This is a genomic window from Neobacillus sp. B24 (assembly GCF_055381825.1).
Map to the genome: position 1 here is coordinate 2593526 of NZ_AP035777.1, position 18433 is coordinate 2611958.

Below are 18433 nucleotides of genomic sequence, written 5' to 3' on the forward strand. Positions count from 1 at the left end.
AGATGATCTATTTTTGGGCTTTTGTCATAGGCGGTATCATCTGTGTTATTGGTCAAATTATGTTTGATGTGTTTAAACTTACACCAGGACACACGTTAAGTACCCTTGTAGTAATTGGTGCCCTTTTAGATGGCTTTGGTTTATATGAACCCTTAATTGATTTTGCCGGGGCGGGAGCCACAGTACCTATTACAAGTTTTGGAAATGCACTTGTACATGGGGCTATGCAAGAAGCTGAACAACATGGACTTGTTGGACTTATTACGGGTATTTTTGAAGTCACGAGTGCGGGTATTTCTGCTTCTATTATCTTCGGTTTTATAGGTGCCTTGATTTTTAAACCAAAAGGATAAGGAGAATATTAAATGACAATCGCATCCGATGTAAAACAATCACTTGCCAGCCTTAAAGGTGTGGAAGCCAGTCTTTCAAGTTTTGCATTACGAACTCTAGATATTGAATCGAAACGTACACTACATGAAACTATGATGATTTTACATGAGGTGGTAACGGATTTAAAAAAACGAATTGGAGAACTAGAACGAGAAGAATTCCAATATAAAGGATTTTAAAATAGGAGGGTCTACTAATGCCTCTTTGGCTAAATGTTGTTTCTCGAGTTATTTTATTTGTGATTATTCTATTCTTTAGCACAAAAATTCTAGGTAAAAAGCAACTATCTCAACTTTCTTTCTTCGAATATGTAACAGGTATTACGATAGGAGGAATTGCAGCAATCGTTATTCTTGAAGTCAGACATAGCATTTTTATAGCTGGACTAGCAATTGTGACAATGGCAGCTATCCCTTATTTAGTTAGTCTCATCTCTTTAAAAAGTCAAAAGTTCCGTGACTTTGTAGAAGGGACAGGATCTATATTTATCAAAGATGGAAAAATTATGGAAGATAATCTAAAAAAAGAAAAATACACCACGGACGAGTTATTAGAATTACTTCGAAAAAAAGATGTTTTTCAGGTAGCTGATGTAGAATTTGCGGTGTTAGAGCCAACGGGGGATTTATCCGTGATGTTAAAAAAAGAGAATCAACCTTTAACAGCAAAGGATCTAAACTTAACAACCGCCTCAGTTAAAGAGCCCCAGACTGTCATTATGGATGGTATAGTAATGGATGAGCCACTTGCCACCATTGGTCAAAGTCGAGCTTGGTTACATACTGAATTAGAAAAATTAGGGGTTACGATAGAAAATGTATTCCTTGGACAAGTAAATTCCTATGGTGAGCTCACAGTGGACTTGTTTGACGATAAATTACAGGTCGCTTCCCCTCAGGAAAGACCTTTAATCCTTTCAACCTTGAAAAAATGCCAAGCAGATTTAGAATTATTTGCTCTTGGAACTGAATCAAATGAAACAAAACAAATGTATAGTAAAAATAGTGAAAAATTACAAAAAGCCATTGATATAATAACCCCTATTCTAAAACAATAGTATTTGTTTTTATAAATGTCTTAATTTGCCGTTTGACTGTAATTTAAGAACATCGGGATACCAGATATTCAGGATACTAAAGCTGATCGGAAGAACGTAGATACTTGCTTTTTGCGTCTGCGTTGAATAACCGATTCGATGCCGGCTATTTTCATAAGTCGATAAATCCGTTTTCGATTGATTTGCATATCAAATAACCGTTCAATGTGCATAGTCATTCGGCGGTATCCCAAAATCCCCTTTCTTTTACTAATTCAACCCACTCTTCAGGAAGTTGATCGTTTTGAACATTTCTTTTTACAACAATGGTTTTAACCTCCTTCATTTCCCGACATTTCATTTGTGTTCTTTTCCTGCTTGATTCATTGCTTTATTAATGATTTCTACCACAAAGGGATCTCGATTTTCCAAATCATCTAGTGTTACAGATCCATTCATTAAACTGTCGCAAATCTCATTTATATCTTCTTGAACTGATACAGGAACTAGGTTCCAGGTCATCATTTTTTGAAGTTCATTAGCTACTTTTGTTTCAAGATTCAATAAAAACACAGCCTTTCCGAAGTTGTTCAATTAGTGTTGGTTTTTAATTGTTTTTTATTCAATATTATTACATTGTCACTATTTTTACCGAGTCCACATCAACTTTCACAAGTGTTCAAAACAAGATTGCGAAGGAATTCACTTAAGTGAACCGGAGCTTCGGACCAATAGGAAATATCGACCACTAGGAGCCTAAAAATATTCTTATTGACTTCTGGAAAATTGTTGAATAAAATATTGTTAATTATCAAATAAAGGCTTTGAAGAGAAAAAGTAAAGTGATTTTGTTTTTCACCAGAGAGCTTCGGCAGCTGAAAAGAAGCAAAAACAGTCATTTGAACAATGGTCTCTGAGCTGCGTACTGAACATACTTACCATGAGGAACCACCAGAACCGTCCCCGTGGTCCCTAGGTATAAGTAGGCTACGACGGGATTTGGCACTCGTTATTAATGTCACAGTATAAGAGTAGGATTGGATACTCCGTACTTGTTGAGGCAAATGGTGTGAGCTATTTGTGAATTAAGGTGGTACCGCGTGGATTTCAGCCCCGCCCTTAACTTTTATAGTTGAGGGCGGGGCTTTTTTGTTTTTTTGAAAATTACATTTTTTAGGAGGTTTTATTTATGAGTATTTTTATTGGTGGGGCTTGGGCATATGCGAACGGATCGTTGCATTTAGGACATATTTCTAGTTTGTTGCCTGGGGATATACTGGCGAGATATTACCGGTTAAAGGGGGAAAAGGTGTTGTATGTGTCAGGAAGTGATTGTAATGGAACACCGATTACAGTCAGGGCCAGACAAGAAGGTGTTTCTCCGGCTGTCATTGCAGACCGTTATCACAAAGAATTCGAAGAGTGTTTTTCAAGATTAGGTTTCTCCTACGATACGTATACAAGGACTGACACGGAACATCATCATAAAATCGTGCAGGAAATCTTTTTAGAGTTACTGGAAAAAGGACTGATTTACAAAAAAGAAATCGAACAAACATATTGTGAACATTGTCAGCAGTTCTTGCCTGACCGTTATGTGGAGGGGCTTTGTCCAGTTTGCAAAGAGCCTTCACGCGGGGACCAATGTGATCATTGTTCGACGATCTTAGAACCGCTCGAACTGCTTGAAAGAAAATGTAAACTTTGTGGAAACGAACCTACAACAAGATTTACTGAGCATTTTTACTTTTCCTTAAGTACTTTTCAAAATGTTTTGGAGAATTACACCCAAGAAGCGGAAGACAAGCATCTTTGGCGAGAAAATGCCATTTCTCTTACGAAGCGCTACTTAAAGGAAGGGTTGCAGGACCGGGCTGTATCAAGGGATTTGCCGATTGGAGTGAGCGTTCCTGTTGCTGGATATGAAGAGAAGAAAATCTATGTTTGGATTGAGGCGGTATCAGGATACTACACGGCTAGTAAACTATGGGCGAAGGAAACAAATAACGATGATTCACATTTTTGGAATTTTTCCGCGGAATCGTATTACGTCCACGGCAAAGATAATATTCCTTTCCATTCGATTATTTGGCCAGGAATTCTTACAAGTCTTGGAAAAGAACCATTACCGACGCATATCGTTTCAAATGAGTATTTAACATTGGAAAAGAAAAAATTATCGACAAGTCGGAATTGGGCCGTTTGGGTCCCGGATATTTTGCAAAGGTACGACCCAGACTCCATCCGCTATTTCTTAACTATCAATGCACCAGAGAACCGTGATGCTGATTTCTCTTGGAAAGAATTCATATACAGCCACAATAGCGAGTTATTAGGGGCATACGGAAACTTCGTCAATCGGACATTAAAATTTATAGAAAAGTCATTTGCTGGGGTTGTTCCTGAGAAAGACATATCCACAGATATTCAGGAAAGAGTGAATCGACTTTACAAGGAAGTAGGTCACTGCATTGAAACTGCTGCCTTCAAACAAGGGTTGGGGAAAGTATTTGAATTGGTTAGATTTTCGAACAAGTACTTTGATGAGCAACAGCCTTGGAAACAAATAAACGATAATCTCGAGTCTTGTAAACAAACTCTGGCGGATTGTGTGTACCTTATTGCCAATTTAGCTCAAGTCCTGACACCATTTCTTCCTTTTTCCAGCACAAAAGTGAAGGAAATGATCAATACAACAGAAACCGAATGGAGAGCGTTTACTGTTAAATCGCAGCAATTGTCAAAAGTAGAGCCATTGTTTGAGCGGATAGACACTGCAAGAATGGAAGAAGAGCTTCAAAGATTAAACAACCAAACTGTTTAACAATAAAGTGATTGCCGTATTCGTTAAAAAATAAGTCTAATTGACTAGATAATCAGCTCTAATTATTGGAGGGAAAAATAGGAATGCAATCGAATTATTTTACTTGAATACTTTTTTGAAAAAAGGTCGTGATGAGGTGAGTAACGATGGCTAAAAACAATTACAGCCTTATAAAAGAAGAACATCATTCTTCTTACGATGCCATAAAAATGCTTGAAAAAGATGGATCTGAAACAGATGAAGAATTTATACGGCGGGTAAAACAAATGCCCCCTGTGGAGGTAGGAATTGCTTTTTTGAATCTATCTCAAAAAAGTAGTTCAAATGAGAATTTATTATTTAGTTTTGATCTAGAACAAAGCCTGCCATTTGTATTGGAACAACCGAATGTGCTTTATGTAACCTTAAAGGATGTAGAAAATCTTTCTCAAGAGGATAATCTTTTTAACTTTCCTTTACGGGTTTCTTTAACTGTTTTGGAAGGGACCGTAATGGCGGATACGAAAACTTTTTCCTTAAAAATATGTGATTATGACATTTCTTGTCAGTCTGTTTATCTCAAGAAACTATTTTTTGAATCAGATGAGGAATTTAGCAGCCGTATTACTAGTATTCCATTATTAAATATAGGAACCGTAAAATTACTGAAGGAATTGTATAATAGCGAGCTCGGGCTTTTCCCGGGCTATTTAGAATCGTATAAATGGTATGAAGGAGCTGCCGAATTTGATCACGAGGCACTCCTTAAAATAGATAGAGTCAATGCTAGAAAACTATATATTAGTGGTGAGGATCACCCTGTTTATTCACAATTCAAAGTGGTAGATACCAAAATACATTTAGCTAACACCAAGATTATATTCGAGGAACAACCATATTCTTTTAGTGGTGCGGAGGAGAAGGAATTCAATACTACTGCTTTATCAGCGATTCGAGGGAATGCTTCTGCACAACACAGGCTGGGCGAGATTTATTTTCATGGTGAATTAGGCAAGGAAAGCAATCTAGGTTATGCAGTAAGCTGGTTTCAGAAGGCTTATCTCGAAGGACATGCAAATTCCCTCTTACAATTAATACATATTTTCGTGCAAAGATTGATTCCAATTGGCTTATTAAAACAATTGGAAGACTTTTTAGAGGTAGTATTGAAAGAGGGGAATAGTGAATACCAGTATTTGGTTGCAAAGTCATATGCTGATGAAGAAAATTATGACCGGGCGGCCATTTGGTTTAGAAAAGCGGCCCAGCAAGGAAGCCAGGAGGCTGTTTCCCAATTGCTGCTGTTGGAAAAAAGCAAGTTAATACCCCAAGGAGAGAATACGGCCATATCGCTTAGGTTTAACGATCAAGAAACTCACAAACTTATTAAAGATGATAGGAAATTCACAGCTTCTATTCAGTCCATTAAGTTTGTGGAAAATCAAGAAGTAAAACTGGAAGTGACGGATTTTATAGGGGAATTGAATATCCATGACAAGTTAGTATTTTATAAAAATGGAAGTGCAATATCTAAGAAAAACTTTGTGGTAAAACGAATTCTTAAACTAAAACGTCCAAATGGAAAAGCAATGATGAATGTCTATATTTGCGGCAGCAGATTTGATATTGATGCAAAAAGTGATCAAGTGCGCGTGGAATAGCAGTTGTATGGAGTCCGTTAAACAAAGATTGTTGGCCGAAAGCCTTTACATATTTATCATCTATGTAAAGGCTAAAATTTTTTAGAAAATAATTTACCGTTTGTCAAGGGTACTATGGCCCTCTAGTATCATTTATGTTTTTTCCGCTTCTCTTTTTCCTTTTCTATAAATATCTTAAATTCCTCTTTCGTTATATCAGATTCCATGGCTTCTTTTACTAACTCCAACCATTCTTTCGGAAGATCATACTCAGTTTTTTTCATGTTAATCCCTCCATCTAAACCAGATATATTGTAAAGTTGAGAATGCATTTGAGATAAACTACTCTCAATATATTTTTCGAGATATAACGGTAGATTTTTGTCGTATAAAAGAAATTGAAAAATAAATGAAAAATACGACATAGGATATTAATATGACGCAGATGAAGGATGAGGAGATAAGTGTAAAACGTAAGTTAACTGCTGTTCATTATTCATGGCAAAATGCAAATGATTATTTACATTTTGCAATAAGTAATTTACAATTATAGTAAATAATGTAAGAAGGTAAAATTTATGCTGGAAAATAAAGTTAGAGAATTACGTGCGCGTTATAGATGGACTCAGCAAGACTTGGCTGATGCAATTGGAGTAACCAGGCAAACCATTGGATTAATCGAAAAAGGAGACTATTCCCCGTCAGTGACAATGGCGTTAAAGATTGCAATAGCATTTAAAGTCACCGTGGAGGATGTGTTTTTTCTAAAAGGGGAGGACTGATTTAATTGTTGAGATCGATTTTACGTACACCAATTTTTCCTATGATATTACTAACTTTAATTACTTGCAGCCTAGCATTAAAAATAACGGATACCCAGCCGTTATTGGCTAAAATATGTGCTTGGATAGCTATTGTTTTGGTATTTGTCTGGAGTATTCTTATTAAAGTACATAACCATAAAAATCCTGAAGACAGAATCAAATTAGCGGGTTACATTCCTTATGAGTTTCGAGAAATGGATGAAGGGCAACAATGGGTCACTTATAAGGCATGCCGGAATGTCTATATTTATTACAGTCTTGCCATCCCTGTTGCAGCCTTCATTTGCTTCGGGTTTTCACAAAATATTTTTGTCCCGATTTTGAGCGTCGGAGCATTAGGTGTAGGACAATACATTGTTTATTGGTTGACCACTTTTCGGCTTTTAAATCAGACCTGACAGAAGAGCTTGGACATTCCAAGCTCCTCAAATACACAATTTGGACTGTAAAAACCTCGTTAGTTTTACTACGAGGTTTTTTTATACACCATACAACGTAGACTGATCGTGCCTGCTTTTTATTTAACGATTACTTTCCCAACCATACCATCCTGAGAATGGTACCGACAGATCAGTTTATATGTACCGGGGCTTTTCGGGCTCACGGTAATGGTTGTTTCTTTTCCAGGCTGGACTTCGACATCAATTCCAAGCTTTTCCACTGTGAAAGTGTGTTCTCTATTGCCTGCGTTTTTCAATTTTAACGATGTTGTTTTTCCGTTGGGAATCGTGATGACATCTGGACTGAAGTAATTATCTTTCATTATGACCTCAATTGCATTCGCAGTCTCCAAAGTATCCATGGCATCTGATTGTGCCGACACGCCAAGTGAAACTAGAGTAGTCGCGCCAACAATCATTACAAGCAAAACAGCCAATCCTGATAACCATTTTTTCAAACACATTCATAATCCCTCCTTTCCTCAACTTTATTTTTTTCTAATTTGTAAAATATTATCACTATTATTAGAAATGTGAGATGACGCAGTTAGAATAGTACAAGCATGTTATTAGAATCCGAATATACTGAAACTGATTTAGGAAGAATGGAGGTGAAACGATGCCTAAACCCCGGTCCCATCATTCTGCTATTAGTGAGCAGGAATTTAAGTTAAGTAATTCCATGCGTCTAGCATGGGAACAGCACGTCTATTGGACAAGATTAACAATCAATAGCATCGCTTTTAATTTACCTGATTTAGACGCGAATACGACACGACTTCTTCGAAATGCAACAGATATGGGAAATATACTAAGGCCTTTCTACGGAAATACTAAAGCCACCACGTTCGCCAACTTAATTAGGGAGCACCTGGTAATTGCAGCGGAACTTGTTCAAGCTGCCAAAGCAGGAGATCAAAGAGCTGTGGCAGATGCAGAAAGAAGATGGTATGAGAATGGGGCAGAAATTGCCCAATTCCTTAGTACTATCAATCCGTTTATTTCAAGAAGGGAATTCCAAGAAATGTTTTTCGAACATCTGGCCCTAACTGAAAGGGAAGCAGTATTAATACTCCAACACGATTTTACTAGGAGTGTTGCGGTGTTTGATAAAATTGAGGCGGAGGCTTTACAAATGGCCGATACAATAACGGCTGCCATAGTCAGACAATTCCCAAGAAAATTTTGATTTTGAAAAAGGAAGCAAATGTCATGACAGGAGAAATGCGGTGGTCCCCATCTATTGATAGATGGGGGCTATTTGTTGTTTTTTGCTATGGAATTTGTACTATTATGGAATAGTTTCATATAAAATGTGAATTAGAAGATAATTTAATAGTACAAAGTGGGGGTCGGCATGTATATTCCTAAATATTTTAAAATTGATGATGAAGAAATGATTTATGACCTTATAGAAAAGTATAGCTTTGCCACTTTATTTTCCCAGCATAATGGAGAGCCTTATGCTACTCATTTGCCATTGGTATTGGACCGAACTGAAAAGGCCTTATATGGTCATTTTGCTCGTCCAAATGAACAGTGGAAGGATGCGGAAAACCAACTTGTTTTGGCAGTTTTCCAAGGTCCTCATTGTTATATTTCTCCGTCTTGGTATGAGACAGGTACCGCAGTGCCTACCTGGAATTATGTTTCGATCCACTTATATGGCAAAATGGAGATTGTTGAAGATCCAAAAGTAATAATTGATACTTTAAACGATATGGTAATTAAATATGAAGAACCAGATAGCTCATACGATTTAAAGGATGTAGATTCCAAATATATCGATGGATTGACTAAAGGGATTGTGGCGTTCAAAATACCCATTACAAAAATTGAGGCAAAAGCAAAATTAAGCCAAAATCATCCCGTAGAGCGACAAGAGTTAGTGATTAAGCAGCTGGAAAAAACATCTGTTCATGATAACCTGCAAGTGGCAGCGCTTATGAAGGAAAATTTGCAGAAAAGGTAATTGGAGCAGTAGGGATTGACCAGTCTTCGGATAAATTCCTGTGATTTACAACTTGTTTTGTCCGAAGTATGGTGTTCTTCGGACAATCTTCAGCTTTTTTCAACTGGTTTGTCCGAAGTAAGCCTTGCTGCGGACATTTCCTTGTGATTTTCATTCGATTTTGTCCACAGGAGGCGTGGTAAAGGGCAACACTCGTTATACACAACAAAGCACCCCGTTTTCGGTAAGGGGTGCTTTGTAACTTAATTTAAAGACAATATTTCCTTAACCTTCAAAACCACTTCACCTGGACTGAATGGCTTAGAAATGAGCCCATTTGCGCCTAATGATAACGCTCGCTTTTGATCTTCTTCGCCGCTTTGTGCCGTAAGCAAAACAACCGGTGTTTCTTTGGACTTTCGAAGTTCCTCTAGTACCTGGAACCCATTTTTTCCTGGCATAAATACATCTAATAGGATTAAATCATAGTTTTCGTTTAATGCTTTATTTAAGCCATCTTCGCCATTATGCTCCACATCAACAACAAAGGATTCCCGTTTCAAATAAATCCTTAACAAACTACTGATTCTCGTTTCATCTTCTACAATTAAAATCTTCAATCCTACGTGTCCCTCCATGTTTTATACGTTGTTATATTATTCTATTATAGCAAGGGTTTTTCCTTTTTAGATAGTGAAAACTCTAAGTTTATATTTAGCGTGGGATTATGTAAAATGAGGTTACAAATACCAATAATGGGATGTGTACAATGAATTATACAACGGAGCGCACGCGGCGCCAAATCATCCAGAGTTTTATGCGGATTCTTCATAATAAACGATTTTCTGCTATAACGATTCAAGATATTTGTGATGATGCCTTGATTCATCGCACAACGTTTTATCGTTATTATGAAGATAAATATAGTTTGTTACGAGATTTTATTTATCATCTATCGGAAGAGATCATAAATTTGAATAAAAATTCTAGTACTGACACGTTTAGAATGTTGGTCGATTATGTAGAAGAAAATTTTGTCTTGTTTGAAAATACTTTATTAGGGTCGGAAGGGCACATCTTTTTCAAAAGCATGGTCAAAATCGCCAGTGATATTATGCGTGAACACTCCAAAACAGGGGTGGACCCAATTTCAACCAGGATTAGAGAGTCCAAGTATCCTAATGTTATGTGTGAGTTATATGCCACGTCCTTTATGACCATTTTGCAAAATTGGGTCAGTAAAGAATATAACTACCAAAAAGAGGAGTTATTTGAAATCTTCAATCAAGTGATGCTCTAATAATACAATTTGAGTAAAATGTAGCATTTTGAATCACTCGTTCTTTATTGCTTTTTGCGCCGTTCTTCATCCGCTGTTATAGTTTCTAATGTAAAAAAAAAGATTTCTTGATGTTCTGTTCTTTCCGGGACAAAACAAAACAGAGAAAATACATTTAGAATCTAGTAACGGGGAGGATACACGGTGAAAAAAATCATCAAAGGGCGCTGGGCAATTTTTTCGATATGGTTGATTGCAACTATCTTGCTTACAGTCATTCAGCCAGACATCAATGCCATCCTAAGGCAAAAAGGGCAGCAGGGAACAAGCAGCAGCAGTCCTTCTGTCATCGCGGACAACATCTTGAAAAAGATGGAGACGACAAAAGGGACGAACGATATCATTGTTTTTTATGACAAGAATAAAATTTCAAACGGTGAAATGGATAAAATCGGTGATGCTGTAAAGGGAATTAGTGACAGCAGTAAAGAGCTGGGAATTACCGATATGATTGATCCGTTCAGTATGCCTGAAGCGAAAAGCTCGTTAGTTTCCAAAGATGGCACGACTGTTATGGTGAGCTTTAAGTTAGATAAAAAGGGCAGAGAAGTAGATGACATTCAAAAAGACCTTGATTCCAAGCTTAGTGATGTACCAGTTGAATACTATTTAAGCGGTGAAGATTTTATTAATAACGACTATCTAAAGGCTTCTATGGCAGGAGTGGAGAAGAGTGCGGCACTGACGGTTATCTTTATTTTGGTCGTCCTCATTATCGCATTCAGATCAGTTGTTACCCCTTTGGTATCTTTGGCAGCGGTAGGTTTTTCCTATCTAGTTTCAATGGGAATAGCCGCGCAATTAATTGACAAAGCTGGGTTTCCCATCACGAGTTTGACCCAAATGCTATTGGTACTCATCCTTTTTGGAATTGGTACGGATTATAACATTCTTTTGTTTAATCGATTTAAGGAAGAACTGGCCCATGGCCACTCCGTTGACGAAGCCATCGTCAACACGTATAAAACAGCAGGTAAAACGATTGCTTATAGCATTCTCACAGTCTTTATTGCTTTTCTTGGGCTCATGTTTGCAGAGTCACCAATTTATAAATCCGGTGTGGTTGTCGCAATCGGGGTAACGATCCTATTGCTTGAAATTTTAACGTTAACGCCTTTTGTCATGAAAGTGCTTGGAACAAAGCTTTTCTGGCCATCAAAGGGTATCAATGGACATAAGGAGAACAAGTTCTGGGGAGCGACATCATCCTTTGCTGTCAAACGACCGCTGATCACAGTGATTGTGATTCTGTTAATCTTAGTGCCTACAGTCCTTATGCACGAAGAAAAGCTTAACTTTGATACGGTGGGAGAATTAGGCAATAGCTATCCTTCATCAAAAGGCTTTAATATCGTTGCGGACCACTTTGGTAAAGGTCAGGCAATGCCGGCAACGATCGTGATTGAAACTGACAAAGCGTTAAATAATAATGAGTCGCTTGCAGTCATTGATGACGTGACAGAGCGGCTAAAAAATATTGATGGTGTCAAGCAGGTTTCTTCAGCAACACAGCCTTTGGGCAAGCAAATAGAAGATTTCTATGTTTACAAACAGATGGGCTCTGTAACCGATGGGGTTTCACAGACGCAAGATGGTGTGGACCAAATAAATGATGGATTGAAACTGGCTCAAGAAAAGCTGGGGAGTGCTGATTTTTCCCAGGTGGGTCAAATGGTTGACGGAACTGCCAAGCTTCAAGACGGCTTGACTGCCTTAACAAACGGGTTAAAGCAAATCCAAAATGGAATTGATAACGGGTCAAGCAATTCTCAAACTATTAGCAATGGTATTGCTGAAATACAAACCAATCTCACAAAAGTGAGCGGCGGCGTATCACTTCTAGCTGAAAATTATGGAAAGCTGCAGGCTGGATACGCAGAGATGGGCACACACTATCAGGGGGCAGCACAGGCGCTCCTAGGAGTAAAAGGTGCACTCTCACAAATGCAAACCATGGTAGCAGCTGTTGGTCAGAGTTATGAAGGTGCCGAAAGTGATGCGAATTTCCAAGGGTTAAAGCTAACGATTGACCAATTATCATCATCCTTAAGTCAAATTACACCTGAAGGAATGGCAGAATTAAATAAGAATTATAATGCGGCAACCGCCGGTTTTGCTGAAGCCAATAAGAACCTGGGTGCCATGAGCAGCGGTTTATCGCAAATGGCAGACGGCTTGAAGCAACTTCAAAGCGGTCTGGGCAAAGCCTCTTCCGGAATCGGCACAATCGTCACCAATATGAACAGTGTCAACGCTGGGCTTGGCCAGATGAAAAATGGGCAGCAACTGTTGGCGGACGGTCTTAATGGGTTCAGTGACTTTGGTGAACAGCTGTCACAAGTTAATGGCGGATTAGAGCAAATTTCTGATGGACTTGGGCAGACCAATGGATACTTGAATCAATATAAAACTAATAAAACCTTCTTTATGCCAATAGAAGCCCTAGAAAACAAAGATTTTGAACAATCATTGGATACCTTTATGTCTGATGATAGAAAAATTACGAAGATGATGGTAATCTTGGAAGCTGACCCTTATTCAAAGGATGCTTTAAGCACCATCAATAAAATTAATACTGAGGTTTCTGCAGGACTAAAGGGCTCTAAACTAGCAGATGCGAAGTTTGGCACCTCCGGACCTAGCGCAACAACGAAGGACATGAATGATGTCTTGAGCCGGGATCTCAATAGAACAACAACAATCGTCATCATTGGCGTATTATTGGTACTGTTCTTTGTTATCCGGTCATTCTGGACACCAGTGTTCATCACAGCATCACTTTTGGGAGCCTACTATGCAGCGATGTTTATCATCAACTATATTTTCATAGACTTAAAGGGGTATGAAGGAATTTCTTCGTTCGTTCCATTCTTCTCGTTTATCATTATTGTGGCCTTGGGGGTTGACTACAGTATTTTCTTGATGATGCGCTTTAAGGAGTACCCTCACATGTCGCAGAAAGAGGCCATCGTGTTGGCTTCCAGACATATCGGCGGTGTCATCATCGCAGCGGTAATCATATTAGGAGGCACGTTTGCCACACTGATGCCATCTGGTATCATCCTTTTATCTGAATTGGCGATCGCAGTCATTACCGGACTGGTCGTACTATGCTTTGTCCTGCTGCCAATCTTCTTACCGGCAATGATTGCTTTGCCAAGTGCTTTGTCGAATTTATTTTCTAGAAAAGAGAGGAACCAGCAAGTCTGGAGCGAAATGTAATATAGGTTTTACAAATGAACCGGTCGTCTATTTAGGATGGCCGGTACTTTTTTATGTATAAAGAGATGATTTCCCCCAACTATATGAAGATCACAGAATTATGACTGGGAGCGATTTTTCAAGCAATATCAGAAAATGAAGGAAGAAGGTATTTGCTTTGTGGTGGCAAGCGGCAATCAGTACTATCAATTGAAATCCTTTTTTGACGATTTTCAAGATGAGCTCTGTTATGTTGCCGAAAATTGCATTTGTTGTGGGATGAAAATGGTCTAGAATGGTGTCCAAAAACGCAAATAATTTATGACGTATTTATGAAAAGTGTAATTTTGTGATTTACTTCACATATTAGGTTCTCCTAAACCCATATTCTTTAATTTGTGGATAGAAAAAAGGTTTTAGGAGGTCTATTTTTTATGAGTATGTTTTGTCATCAATGTCAGGAAGCTCTGAAAGGTACTGGCTGCAACTTACAGGCCGGGGTATGTGGAAAGACAAGTGAGGTTGCTAATCTTCAGGATTTGTTAATTTATACATTAAAAGGAGTTGCCTTGTATAATCAACAGGCACGCCAAGCCGGCATTCACCAGCCAAAGACAAATCGTCTGATCATCGAAGGTCTGTTCTCGACGATTACCAATGCCAATTTTGATGAGGTTTCGATTTCCACTCGAATCCAAAAAGCTTTGCAAGAGCGTGAAGCTATTAAGGGTGGTCTAATCAAGAGCGGGGCTTTAGAAGAGCGTCTATACCCAGAGTATGCTACTTGGACAGGGGATCGTAGTGAATATGTAACTAAATCGGAAGAAAAGCAGGTCGGTATTTTCTCAACAGAAAACGAGGATGTACGCAGCTTACGTTCCCTAGTCTTATTTGGGTTAAAAGGTATGGCAGCCTATGCTGAGCATGCTCAAAATTTAGGGTATGAAGATGAGGCCATTTTTGAATTCATCGAGAAAGCTCTTATTGCAACGGAAGATGACACATTAACTGCGGATGAACTTATCAGCTTAGTAATGGAAACGGGCAAAATTGGTGTCGATGTGATGGCATTGCTGGATAAGGCCAATACAACTTCTTACGGACATCCTGAAATGACGGAAGTAAATATTGGTGTACGTAACAACCCAGCCATTCTGGTTAGTGGTCATGATTTGAAAGACTTTGAAGAATTGCTCGAGCAAACGGAGGGAACAGGGGTTGACGTATATACTCACTCTGAAATGCTTCCTGCTAACTATTACCCTGCTTTCAAAAAGTATGATCATTTCGTCGGGAACTATGGAAATGCTTGGTGGAAGCAAAAAGAAGAGTTCGAAAGCTTTAACGGTCCAGTATTATTTACAACAAACTGTATTGTACCCCCTAAAGCAAGCTACTCACATCGCATTTATACAACAGGGGCTACTGGATATCCAGGATTTATACATATTCCTGACCGTGAAGAAGGCAAGAAAAAGGATTTCTCAGCAATCATTGAACATGCGTTAAAGCTGCCAGCTCCAATAGGAATCGAAGAAGGAACCATCGTTGGCGGATTCGCACACAATCAAGTGGTCCAATTAGCTGATCAAGTCGTCGAAGCTGTAAAAATGGGCGCTATCAAAAAATTCTTTGTCATGGCTGGTTGTGACGGTAGAATGAAGTCACGTTCCTATTATACTGAATTTGCTGAAACCCTTCCGAAGGATACGGTCATTTTAACGGCTGGCTGTGCCAAGTATCGTTACAACAAGCTTCCGCTTGGAGACATCGGTGGTATTCCTCGTGTGCTCGATGCCGGACAATGCAATGATTCCTACTCCTTGGCAGTAGTTGCTATGAAACTAAAAGAAATCTTTGAGTTAAATGATATCAACGAATTACCAATCGAATATAACCTTGCCTGGTATGAACAAAAGGCAGTTATTGTTCTTTTGGCATTATTATATCTAGGTGTGAAAGATATTAAATTAGGACCTACACTTCCAGCGTTCCTATCTCCAGGTGTCGCCAAAGTCCTTGTTGAAAACTTTGGAATCAGCACCATTTCTACAGTCCAAGAAGATATGGAAGCATATATGGATTTGGCTTTAGCTTAATCAAAAAAGACATGTAAACTAGCAGTTTTACATGTCTATTTTTTGTAAAATCTACTCCACCTCATGATGAACAACCCCATTTACCATTATTCTTCCTTTATAAAACAAGTATTTGTTAAAATGGAGTTAATAGGTGCGAAAGCAGTGATAAGAGTGATAATTAAAAATATATCTAAAAAATTATATCGAAGGCTGATTTTGGGAGATTTAATTTTCGGTAGTAAAAGCAGTTTGTTACTACTTCTACTTTACATAATGTTGTGGAGAGTGTTGTACAGTATTACAAAAATCGGTCAATTGAAAACGAATATTCCGATCTTTTTAGGACTCCTCTTTTTGCTGTTATTAACGTTTATCTATATTTTTATTATTTATCGCAGCCATATGAAAAAGCACTGGCTATTCCAAGCCGGGAGTCAGCTTGAAATCAATGGGGAGCAATTGGTTGTTGTATCAAGTCATACCGGTGAGCGTCATATTTTTTCCATGGAAAATTTAAAAAAGATGAAGGAAAATAAAAAATGGTATTTCCTATATTATGACGATCATACGTTTATCCCGATTTCAAAATTGTCTCATGAACATCTTCCTATTGTTAAGACCATGCGCCCTCTATACTGGAAATGGACAGGAAGTTTCCTTTTATTCATTACCATCGCAGGCGTTTATTTTGTAGGTTCCAATGCTGTTCATTTTAACGGGGTGCTAGCTTGGAAAATAAACGAGTTAAAAACAGATACAAAAATAAAACTGAGCAATGAAAATTTTTATAAGACAAAGCTGGGTGGGATCATGGATTCCGTGAAAGCAGAGATGGAATTAGAACCCTATTTAATGACAGATGATTTAAAAATTGAATTCCAGCAGGATGGGACAATTACCAGTATTGAAACCTATATTTATGGGTTCGACCAAAACAAGAAATTGCAATCTGGTTATTTAATTTATTTCGATATAACAAAGGACAAAAAGGTAACCGTCCATAAACAAGATTGGAAGGGACAAGGAACAACTATCTATGACCACAACAATGATTTGTCGATTGTCCTCAAGATGTTAAAATGGATTCCAGTTAAAGAAGAAGTAACAAGTTGGAATGAAGAAAAGTACGCTGTCCTGTATAAAGGTATTAGGACATGGACCAGTCTGAAGGGAATTCGTTTTATTGATGAACATGGTAAGATAAATAACCCTTACCATGCTGATATCGTCAACAGCGGTCCAACGATCTCCTTGTACATTCCAGGCAAGGAGGAACTTATTACTCCCCAGCGTTATGTATATAAACCATATTTTGGGGATGAGTAAATTTATTTTTTGATATAGGATGATTCTAATGAAAAAACCAAGCAGAAGAATTTTTGTTCTTATTTCCATATTCATCGTAATCTTCTTTATTTTTCAAATGGTGAATAAGGAGAACGAAACTCCGAATACGAAACCAGTTCAGGTAAAAAAAGCAGATATAAACAGTTTGCTGCCCTACACAGTTCAAGTAGAAGAATATGATCTGAAACCGGAAATTATTGCTTACCGGGTCTGGTTTGATTTTGTTAAAAAGTTAGAGAGTGAAGGAAATATCATTTATCCAAGCTTCACTAGATTTACCAAGTTATCGGGAGATGAAAACTCTTTTGTGACAGCGGTTGTGTTTCAAGTGGGGATTCCTGATAAAACACCCAAAATCGATTACGGCTGGGGAAAGATGGGTGAAGATAGAGTCGTTCCAAACGTCGTTTGGAAACTAACCATTAATAAGGAAGAGAACCTGACTTACACTTTAGCCAAGATAGAAAGAACGACCGATACGCAAATCGGGCTGCCGCCTGTTGAATCGATGGAGGAATATCGGAGGAAGGCTGGAAATGAGGAACCTTCGGAAAAGATGAGGTATGAAATTAAGGGTCAAACACTCAGGGTCACTTATAATGGTGGCAGTGAATGGAAGGATGTACCTGTCTCTGTCGATGATTTAGCAGCCAGTGGAACCAACCAATCAAAACAACAGTTACAGGAAGGCAGCTATGTGATTACGCCAAAGATAACAGCATTTGCTATTAATGGAGGATCGCGGGTTCTGATAAGTTCGGATAAAGGGGAAACATGGAAAAGGTCCTTGGTTTCAGATCAGCTGCCATTTTTGCGCTTCCTAAAACTAGGATTCACCTCAGACCAGAATGGTTACCTAATCGTTACAGGAGATAAAACGATGAGTAGTGAGGCGCACTTTATTTTTAAAACGAACGATGGTGGTCAGTCATGGTCCAGCACCGGGCCAGTAAAAGACGTCTATTCCTTGGTGACGGATGGGGGTTTTGTTAGCGATCAATTAGGGTTTATGTCTTTTGGCGAATTGCGTTACGAAGATCAGCCTGCTGTTCCAAATCTATACCGGACTGCTGATGGTGGAGCGAACTGGGAACGAGTTGAGGTTCCGATACCGGCAGAATATCAAGGTTACTTTACGATAGCAGAGATACCTACCTTTAACGGAACAGAGGGAATTATGTTAGTAAACCAGGGACCAGATGGGGATTATTTGGGCGGAAAGGTATTGGCCAAGTTTACTTCACAAGATCAAGGGAAAACGTGGTCGTTTGCTGGATTGGTTGATCCAGAAGGGGTGCTTGGCGCGAAATAATTTGGAGGAAACTTAAATGAAAAGTGCAAACCCATATGTATTTATAAACAATTGTTTGCAAGTAAT

At 38.4% G+C, this 18433-nt stretch carries 18 protein-coding genes, 1 pseudogene and 1 other annotated feature; of the genes and pseudogenes, 14 read left to right on the plus strand and 5 right to left on the minus strand.

Going from position 1 to position 18433, the window contains the following annotated elements; all coding sequences use genetic code 11:
* Positions 1 to 2: 2 nt before the first annotated feature.
* From spoVAE to ACZ43M_RS12810, 3 genes are read left to right on the plus strand one after another with little or no spacing between them, the layout of a single operon-like run.
* Positions 3 to 353, plus strand: coding sequence for a stage V sporulation protein AE (gene spoVAE / locus ACZ43M_RS12800; RefSeq protein ID WP_464507788.1), 351 nt, complete (start codon positions 3 to 5; stop codon positions 351 to 353).
* A gap of 12 nt (positions 354 to 365) precedes the next feature.
* Complete coding sequence (locus ACZ43M_RS12805) at positions 366 to 572, plus strand: DUF1657 domain-containing protein (protein ID WP_464507789.1); 207 nt, start codon at positions 366 to 368, stop codon at positions 570 to 572.
* Between the two features lie 17 nt (positions 573 to 589).
* Positions 590 to 1450, plus strand: a complete 861-nt coding sequence (locus ACZ43M_RS12810) for a DUF421 domain-containing protein (RefSeq protein ID WP_464507790.1) — start codon at positions 590 to 592, stop codon at positions 1448 to 1450.
* A gap of 107 nt (positions 1451 to 1557) precedes the next feature.
* Here ACZ43M_RS12810 and ACZ43M_RS12815 read toward each other — a convergent pair.
* Both ACZ43M_RS12815 and ACZ43M_RS12820 read right to left on the minus strand, forming a co-directional pair.
* A pseudogene (locus ACZ43M_RS12815) lies at positions 1558 to 1689 on the minus strand (IS3 family transposase); the annotation flags it as partial.
* A gap of 97 nt (positions 1690 to 1786) precedes the next feature.
* Positions 1787 to 1993: a hypothetical protein gene (locus ACZ43M_RS12820; protein ID WP_464507791.1), complete on the minus strand. Its 207-nt coding sequence runs from the start codon at positions 1991 to 1993 to the stop codon at positions 1787 to 1789.
* Between the two features lie 251 nt (positions 1994 to 2244).
* Positions 2245 to 2553, plus strand: a binding site (T-box leader).
* A 65-nt stretch (positions 2554 to 2618) separates the two neighbouring features.
* On the opposite strand from ACZ43M_RS12820, the gene metG reads away from it, so the two are divergent.
* Positions 2619 to 4253: a methionine--tRNA ligase gene (gene metG, locus ACZ43M_RS12825; RefSeq protein ID WP_464507792.1), complete on the plus strand. Its 1635-nt coding sequence runs from the start codon at positions 2619 to 2621 to the stop codon at positions 4251 to 4253.
* Between the two features lie 146 nt (positions 4254 to 4399).
* The gene (locus tag ACZ43M_RS12830) at positions 4400 to 5893 is read left to right on the plus strand and encodes a tetratricopeptide repeat protein (RefSeq protein ID WP_464507793.1); all 1494 of its coding nucleotides are present in this window, start codon (positions 4400 to 4402) and stop codon (positions 5891 to 5893) included.
* A 128-nt stretch (positions 5894 to 6021) separates the two neighbouring features.
* Here the strand turns inward: ACZ43M_RS12830 and sinI are convergent, their stop codons facing one another.
* Positions 6022 to 6156 carry a DNA-binding anti-repressor SinI gene (sinI, locus tag ACZ43M_RS12835; protein ID WP_464507794.1) on the minus strand — a complete coding sequence of 45 codons (135 nt, stop codon included), beginning with the start codon at positions 6154 to 6156 and terminating at the stop codon, positions 6022 to 6024.
* A 294-nt stretch (positions 6157 to 6450) separates the two neighbouring features.
* Here sinI and ACZ43M_RS12840 point away from each other — a divergent pair, with 294 nt between their 5' ends.
* Both ACZ43M_RS12840 and ACZ43M_RS12845 read left to right on the plus strand, forming a co-directional pair.
* Complete coding sequence (locus tag ACZ43M_RS12840) at positions 6451 to 6654, plus strand: helix-turn-helix transcriptional regulator (RefSeq protein WP_464507795.1); 204 nt, start codon at positions 6451 to 6453, stop codon at positions 6652 to 6654.
* Between the two features lie 5 nt (positions 6655 to 6659).
* The gene (locus ACZ43M_RS12845) at positions 6660 to 7094 is read left to right on the plus strand and encodes a hypothetical protein (RefSeq protein WP_464507796.1); all 435 of its coding nucleotides are present in this window, start codon (positions 6660 to 6662) and stop codon (positions 7092 to 7094) included.
* A gap of 119 nt (positions 7095 to 7213) precedes the next feature.
* Here the strand turns inward: ACZ43M_RS12845 and ACZ43M_RS12850 are convergent, their stop codons facing one another.
* On the minus strand, positions 7214 to 7600 hold the full coding sequence (locus ACZ43M_RS12850) for a cupredoxin domain-containing protein (protein WP_464507797.1): 387 nt from the start codon (positions 7598 to 7600) through the stop codon (positions 7214 to 7216).
* Between the two features lie 155 nt (positions 7601 to 7755).
* Here ACZ43M_RS12850 and ACZ43M_RS12855 point away from each other — a divergent pair, with 155 nt between their 5' ends.
* Positions 7756 to 8325: an acetylglutamate kinase gene (locus ACZ43M_RS12855; protein ID WP_464507798.1), complete on the plus strand. Its 570-nt coding sequence runs from the start codon at positions 7756 to 7758 to the stop codon at positions 8323 to 8325.
* Between the two features lie 168 nt (positions 8326 to 8493).
* The gene (locus ACZ43M_RS12860) at positions 8494 to 9108 is read left to right on the plus strand and encodes an FMN-binding negative transcriptional regulator (protein WP_464507800.1); all 615 of its coding nucleotides are present in this window, start codon (positions 8494 to 8496) and stop codon (positions 9106 to 9108) included.
* Positions 9109 to 9350: 242 nt separating this feature from the next.
* Here the strand turns inward: ACZ43M_RS12860 and ACZ43M_RS12865 are convergent, their stop codons facing one another.
* Entirely contained in the window at positions 9351 to 9707 is a 357-nt protein-coding gene (locus ACZ43M_RS12865) for a response regulator transcription factor (RefSeq protein WP_464507801.1), read from the minus strand.
* A gap of 149 nt (positions 9708 to 9856) precedes the next feature.
* On the opposite strand from ACZ43M_RS12865, the gene ACZ43M_RS12870 reads away from it, so the two are divergent.
* The 5 genes from ACZ43M_RS12870 to ACZ43M_RS12890 all read left to right on the plus strand — a co-directional run bounded on the left by ACZ43M_RS12870 (position 9857) and on the right by ACZ43M_RS12890 (position 18367).
* Positions 9857 to 10387 carry a TetR/AcrR family transcriptional regulator gene (locus tag ACZ43M_RS12870; RefSeq protein WP_464507802.1) on the plus strand — a complete coding sequence of 177 codons (531 nt, stop codon included), beginning with the start codon at positions 9857 to 9859 and terminating at the stop codon, positions 10385 to 10387.
* A gap of 183 nt (positions 10388 to 10570) precedes the next feature.
* A complete protein-coding gene (locus ACZ43M_RS12875; RefSeq protein WP_464507803.1) occupies positions 10571 to 13648 on the plus strand; it encodes an MMPL family transporter in 3078 nt (1025 codons plus the stop codon).
* A gap of 413 nt (positions 13649 to 14061) precedes the next feature.
* Positions 14062 to 15726 (plus strand): hydroxylamine reductase, encoded by a 1665-nt coding sequence (gene hcp / locus ACZ43M_RS12880; protein WP_464507804.1) that lies wholly within the window; start codon positions 14062 to 14064, stop codon positions 15724 to 15726.
* A gap of 267 nt (positions 15727 to 15993) precedes the next feature.
* Positions 15994 to 17034, plus strand: a complete 1041-nt coding sequence (locus ACZ43M_RS12885; RefSeq protein WP_464507805.1) for a hypothetical protein — start codon at positions 15994 to 15996, stop codon at positions 17032 to 17034.
* Positions 17035 to 17062: 28 nt separating this feature from the next.
* The gene (locus ACZ43M_RS12890) at positions 17063 to 18367 is read left to right on the plus strand and encodes a WD40/YVTN/BNR-like repeat-containing protein (protein ID WP_464507806.1); all 1305 of its coding nucleotides are present in this window, start codon (positions 17063 to 17065) and stop codon (positions 18365 to 18367) included.
* The last annotated feature ends 66 nt before the right edge of the window (positions 18368 to 18433 follow it).